Below are 4,853 nucleotides of genomic sequence, written 5' to 3'. Positions count from 1 at the left end.
ACATCGACCCGATGATGATGGAACGCGTCATCAGCCACGGTCTTGCGGCGTCCGCCCGCTATCTCAAGCTGCGCATCCCGCTTCCCGACCGGCCCGGCCAGCTCGCACGCATCGCGGCCCTCGTGGCCGAGGCGAGCGCCAACGTGGTCGAGGTACTGCACACGCGGCACAACGAGGGTATGCAGATCAGCCAGGTCGAGCTCGAGCTGCACATCGAGACGCGCGGCCCCGAGCACGCTGGAGAGGTGCTCACCCGCCTGCGCGACGAGGGCTACGAGCCGCGCATCGACTTCTAACTAGGGCGTGTACGTCTCCACCGCGACGATCTCAACCGAGATCGACTTGCCGCTGGGGGCGGTGTAGCTGGTGGTCTCGCCGACCTTCTTGCCCATGATGGCGATGCCGAGCGGGCTGCCCTCGCTGTAGACGTCGAGTTCGGCGTCTCCGACGATCTCGCGGCTGCCGAGTAGGAACACGCTCTTGTCGCCGAGGATGTTGGCCGTGATCACGGTGCCGGGCTCGACGACGCCGCTCGACTGCGGTGCCTCGCCGACGTTGGCGTGGCGCAGCAACTCTGTGAGAACGCGGATGCGCGCCTCGATCTTGCCCTGCTCTTCCTTCGCGGCGTGGTAGCCGCCGTTCTCCTTGAGGTCACCCTCTTCGCGTGCGATCTCGATCTTCTTCGCGATCTCGAGGCGGCCTTCACCCGACAGGTGCTCGAGTTCTGCACTGCGGCGATCGAACGCCTCCTGGGTCAACCAGGTGACTGAACCGTCGTTAGTCACAATGCTCTCCTTAGTACTACAGCGGAGGCCCGACGTCGCGTCGGGCCGTTATACAGATGAAGACCGGTCGGTGCCGACCGGTCTCGTGGGGCGAATCGATCAAGACTATGTGAGCCAGCAGCGGTATATCAACCCGGTCACGGCGAGCTCCGTCGTGCGGATCTCCGCACCGAGGGTGCGCACACGGCGATCGGAGGCCGGTACGTCGACTACGTTCCAGCCGACGATCGCGAACGTCGAGTTCTGCGCCTGCAGCGCGCAGCTCATCGTCGAGCCGGGGGTCACCGTCAACTGGTAGCGCACCTGCACGAGCGAGTCGTCGATAATCGTGTGTCCGGTGTCGACGACCTCGAAGTCGGAGTTCGCGCTGAGCAGCCCGCCCCAGACGAGCCAGGCGACGAGTGCCACCACGAACGCGATGGCGGTGCCGATCACCGCGCCGCGCGTGCGCCGGGCGTTGCCGCGGGTGCGGCCGTAGCGTCGGTCGAGCTCGGCGGCAGTGTCCTGCACGGTTGATGACACGAAAGCTCCAGATGCTGCGGTTAGTCTTGACTACAGGCTACGGCCTCAAGGGTATTCGTTCGGCGCTAGGAGTTCGGTGACACTGCGGTTGCTGGCGGTCCACGCCCACCCCGACGACGAGTCGAGCAAGGGCGCGGCGACCTACGCCTACTACCGCGATCGCGGTGTCGACGTGACGGTCGTCAGCTGCACGGGCGGCGAACGCGGCGACATCCAGAACCCGGCGCTCGACGCGACAGCCATGGCCGACCGCGACATGGCCGGCCTCCGCCGCCTCGAGATGGCCCGCGCGCAGGCGTTTATGGGCATCGACCACCGCTGGCTCGGCTACCTCGACTCCGGACTTCCCGAGAACGGCGAGGCGCTGCAGCCCCAGAGCTTCGCGATGACACCGCTCGAGGTCTCCGGCGTTCCGCTCGTCAAGGTCATCCGCGAGCTGCGGCCGCACGTCGTGATCACCTACGACGAGAACGGCGGGTACCCGCACCCCGACCACATCCGCACGCACGAGATCACGATGTGGGCGCTGGCCGCCGCTGCCGACGCGGCGCAGCTGCCCGAGTGGGGCGCGGCCTGGAACGTGCGCAAGCTGTACTACGACCGCATCATCAGCCCGCAGCGCTTCGGCGCGGTGTACGACGCGATGGTGTCGAGTGCCCCGGATCATCCGCTGCTCGCATCTTTGGAAGAGATGAAGGGGTGGATGACGCAGCGGGGCGAGCCGAACATCACTACCCAGGTTGCCGCCGGCGCGTTCTTCGACGTGCGCGACAGCGCGCTGCGCGCCCATGCCAGCCAGGTGCCGCCCGACAGCCCCTACTTCTTCTGGCCCAACGAGATCCAGCAAGCCGTGTGGCCCTGGGAAGACTTCGAACTTGTGCGCTCGAGCGTCGACACGACGCTGCCCGAGACCGACCTGTTCGCCGGAATCACCGATGAGGACGAACAATGCCACTCCTGACCAGCACAATCCTGAGCACCGCAGTACTGAGCGACGCCGCACTGCGCGCCGGAGTGTGGCTCACCACCTCCACGACGCCCTCCCCGTCTCCGACCTTCGGGTCGTACACGGGCGACGAAGACCTCATCACGCCCGGGTGGATCGGATTCGCGATCACCTTCCTCATCATGGTCGCCACCGTGCTGCTCGTGCTCGACATGACCCGCCGTGTGCGGCGCACGCGCTACCGCAGCGAGATCCGCGAGCGCCTCGAGGCCGAGGCGGCCGCCGAGGATTCCGCCGGCAAACCGGAATAAATACCGCCGCCTCGCGGCTTGAACGACACGGGGCGACACACGATTTCGTGCGCCCGTCGTGCGACACGAAAATGAGCAGACAATGACTACTTCCACCGATGAACCGCGTTCGGATGCGCCTACCGAGGCTGCGCCTACCGAGGCTGCGCTGGCCGAGACTGCGCTAGCCGAATACGCGGCCTGGCGCAATGCGCGGCTCGCCGCCGTGGCCTCCGCTACCGGCAACCTCTCGCTCGTCGAGACGCGCTGGCTGCCCGCGGGAGCCGACCCCGCCGCAGAATTCGCGACCGCCACTGCCGCGGCTCCCGCAACCGTCACGGTCACCGCCCTGCGCCGCAGCAACCTCGACACCGGCGAACCCGAGCACGGCCTGCGTTTCTGGGACGCGGCCTCGCCTGCCATCGCGGCCTTCTCGACCATCTCGGCGTTCCCGTACGACCCCGACTGGGTCGTCGAGGCCACCTTCACCCCCGTCGCCGGCGACCGCACCGTGCCGTTCGAGCACATCCGCGACAACGGCGGAAGCCGCGAGCTCGTGGTGCCGGGCGACATCACCTTCAGCCGCGACGGCGTCGACTACTCGCTCAGCGCCTTCGACGACGACGGCACCCTGCTGCTCGTGTTCGGCGACGCCACCAACCGCCGCGACGACGACACCGCGACCTACTCGGCGGGGCGCTTCCTCTTCGTGCCCCGTTCCGACGGCGCGGGCTTCGGCGACGCCGGCCCCGTCACCCTCGACTTCAACCGCGCGTTCGTGCCCCCGTGCGGGTTCTCGGTGCAGTACAACTGCCCGATGCCGCCCGCCCAGAACCGCTTCGCCGGCCCCATCGAGGCGGGGGAGCGCACCGTCGTCTTCGACGGCGGCTTCGACATCTACGCACTCTGACCCACACAGCGCACCACAGCGCACCACAGCACACAGGAGCACCATGAATAAGCCCATCGCGTTCGTCGCACTCGGTCTCGCGGCGACACTCTCGCTCGCCGGCTGCGCGAGCGGCACCGGCTCGTCGTCTGCGGACGGCTCGACGGTCGAAATCGGTTCCCTCTACGAGCCGCAGAACCTGAGCAACATCAGGGGCGGCGGCCAGGGCGTCACCGAGGCGTTCAACGGCAACGTCTACGAGGGCCTCTTCAAGCTCACCGACGACGGCGAGGTCGAGCCGCTGCTCGCCGAGAGCAACACGGTGAGCGACGACGGACTCACCTACACGTTCACGCTGCGCGACGGCGTGACTTTCCACTCGGGCAAAGAGCTCACCTCGGCCGACGTCAAGGCGAGCATCGACGCCGTTCTCGCCGAGGACTCGCAGTCGGCCCGCAAGAGCAGCTTCGGTTCTGTGTCATCCATCGAGACTCCGGATGACACGACCGTCGTGGTCACGCTGGCGGAACGTTCCATCTCCTTCATCTACAACCTCAGCTACGTCTGGATCATCAACGCCGACGCGGTCGACGCGGAGACCACGGAGGACGGCACGGGCCCGTACACCCTCGACGAGTGGAAGCGCGGTAGCTCGCTCAGCCTCACCGCCTTCGACGACTACTGGGGGGACGCGGCATCCAACGACGAAGTCGTCTTCACCTACTTCACCGACGCGACGGCCCTCAGCAACGCTCTGCTGACCAACGAGGTCGACATCGTGACGAGCGTGCAGAGCCCCGACGCCCTCACCCAGTTCACCGACAACGCCGACTACGTCGTGAGCGACGGCGAGTCGACGACGAAGGAGGTCCTGGCCTTCAACGACCGGGTGGCCCCGTTCGACAACGTCGACGTGCGCAAGGCCGTCTACTCGGCGATCGACACGAAGAAGCTGCTGAACTCGATCTGGGGCGACTACGGCACCCTGATCGGCTCGATGGTTCCGCCGTCCGACCCGTGGTACGAAGACCTCACCGAGGAGAACCCCTACGACCCAGAGCTCGCGAAGCAGCTGCTGGCCTCGGGCGGCCAGGCCGACGGCTTCGAGTTCACCCTCGACACCCCGAGCTACGACCCGCACCCCGCGGTCGCCGAGTTCGTGAAGAGCGAGCTCGCCAAGATCGGCGTGACCGTGAACATCAACACGATCAGCTCCGACGAGTGGTACACCAAGGTCTATAAGGCCCAGGACTTCACCGCGACCCTGCAGGAGCACGTCAACGACCGCGACGTAGTCTGGTACGGCAACCCCGACTTCTACTGGGGCTACAACAACCCGCAGGTCACCACCTGGGTCGACGAGGCCGAGGCGTCGGCGACGACCGACGAGCAGACCGAGAAGCTGAAGCTCGTCAACCAGC

The 4,853-nt window shown here is 66.8% G+C and carries 7 protein-coding genes; 5 read left to right on the top strand and 2 right to left on the bottom strand.

Annotated elements, in window-relative coordinates; genetic code table 11:
- The coding region (locus ACLQ6X_RS11995; protein ID WP_411700383.1) for an ACT domain-containing protein at window positions 1-296 on the top strand (296 nt) is incomplete at its 5' end.
- On the opposite strand, the gene greA is transcribed toward ACLQ6X_RS11995, so the two are convergent.
- Window positions 297-785: a transcription elongation factor GreA gene (greA, locus tag ACLQ6X_RS11990; protein WP_411700382.1), complete on the bottom strand. Its 489-nt coding sequence runs from the start codon at window positions 783-785 to the stop codon at window positions 297-299.
- A 105-nt stretch (window positions 786-890) separates the two neighbouring features.
- Window positions 891-1,307, bottom strand: coding sequence for a DUF4307 domain-containing protein (locus ACLQ6X_RS11985; RefSeq protein ID WP_411700381.1), 417 nt, complete (start codon window positions 1,305-1,307; stop codon window positions 891-893).
- Window positions 1,308-1,383: 76 nt separating this feature from the next.
- Between ACLQ6X_RS11985 and mca the strand changes: the two genes are divergently transcribed.
- From mca to ACLQ6X_RS11965, 4 genes are all read left to right on the top strand, one after another.
- Window positions 1,384-2,268 carry a mycothiol conjugate amidase Mca gene (mca, locus tag ACLQ6X_RS11980; protein ID WP_411700380.1) on the top strand — a complete coding sequence of 295 codons (885 nt, stop codon included), beginning with the start codon at window positions 1,384-1,386 and terminating at the stop codon, window positions 2,266-2,268.
- Complete coding sequence (locus ACLQ6X_RS11975) at window positions 2,256-2,564, top strand: hypothetical protein (RefSeq protein WP_411700379.1); 309 nt, start codon at window positions 2,256-2,258, stop codon at window positions 2,562-2,564. The genes mca and ACLQ6X_RS11975 overlap by 13 nt, the downstream gene beginning before the upstream one ends.
- 82 nt (window positions 2,565-2,646) lie before the next feature.
- On the top strand, window positions 2,647-3,453 hold the full coding sequence (locus ACLQ6X_RS11970) for a DUF1684 domain-containing protein (protein ID WP_411700378.1): 807 nt from the start codon (window positions 2,647-2,649) through the stop codon (window positions 3,451-3,453).
- Window positions 3,454-3,496: 43 nt separating this feature from the next.
- Window positions 3,497-4,853, top strand: a 1,357-nt coding sequence (locus tag ACLQ6X_RS11965) for an ABC transporter substrate-binding protein (RefSeq protein WP_411700377.1), incomplete at its 3' end; no start/stop codon positions are given.

This window comes from Conyzicola sp., assembly GCF_046714715.1.
In the GTDB taxonomy this organism is placed as follows: Bacteria; Actinomycetota; Actinomycetes; order Actinomycetales; family Microbacteriaceae; genus Conyzicola.
This window is presented reverse-complemented; position numbering and strand designations above follow the sequence as displayed.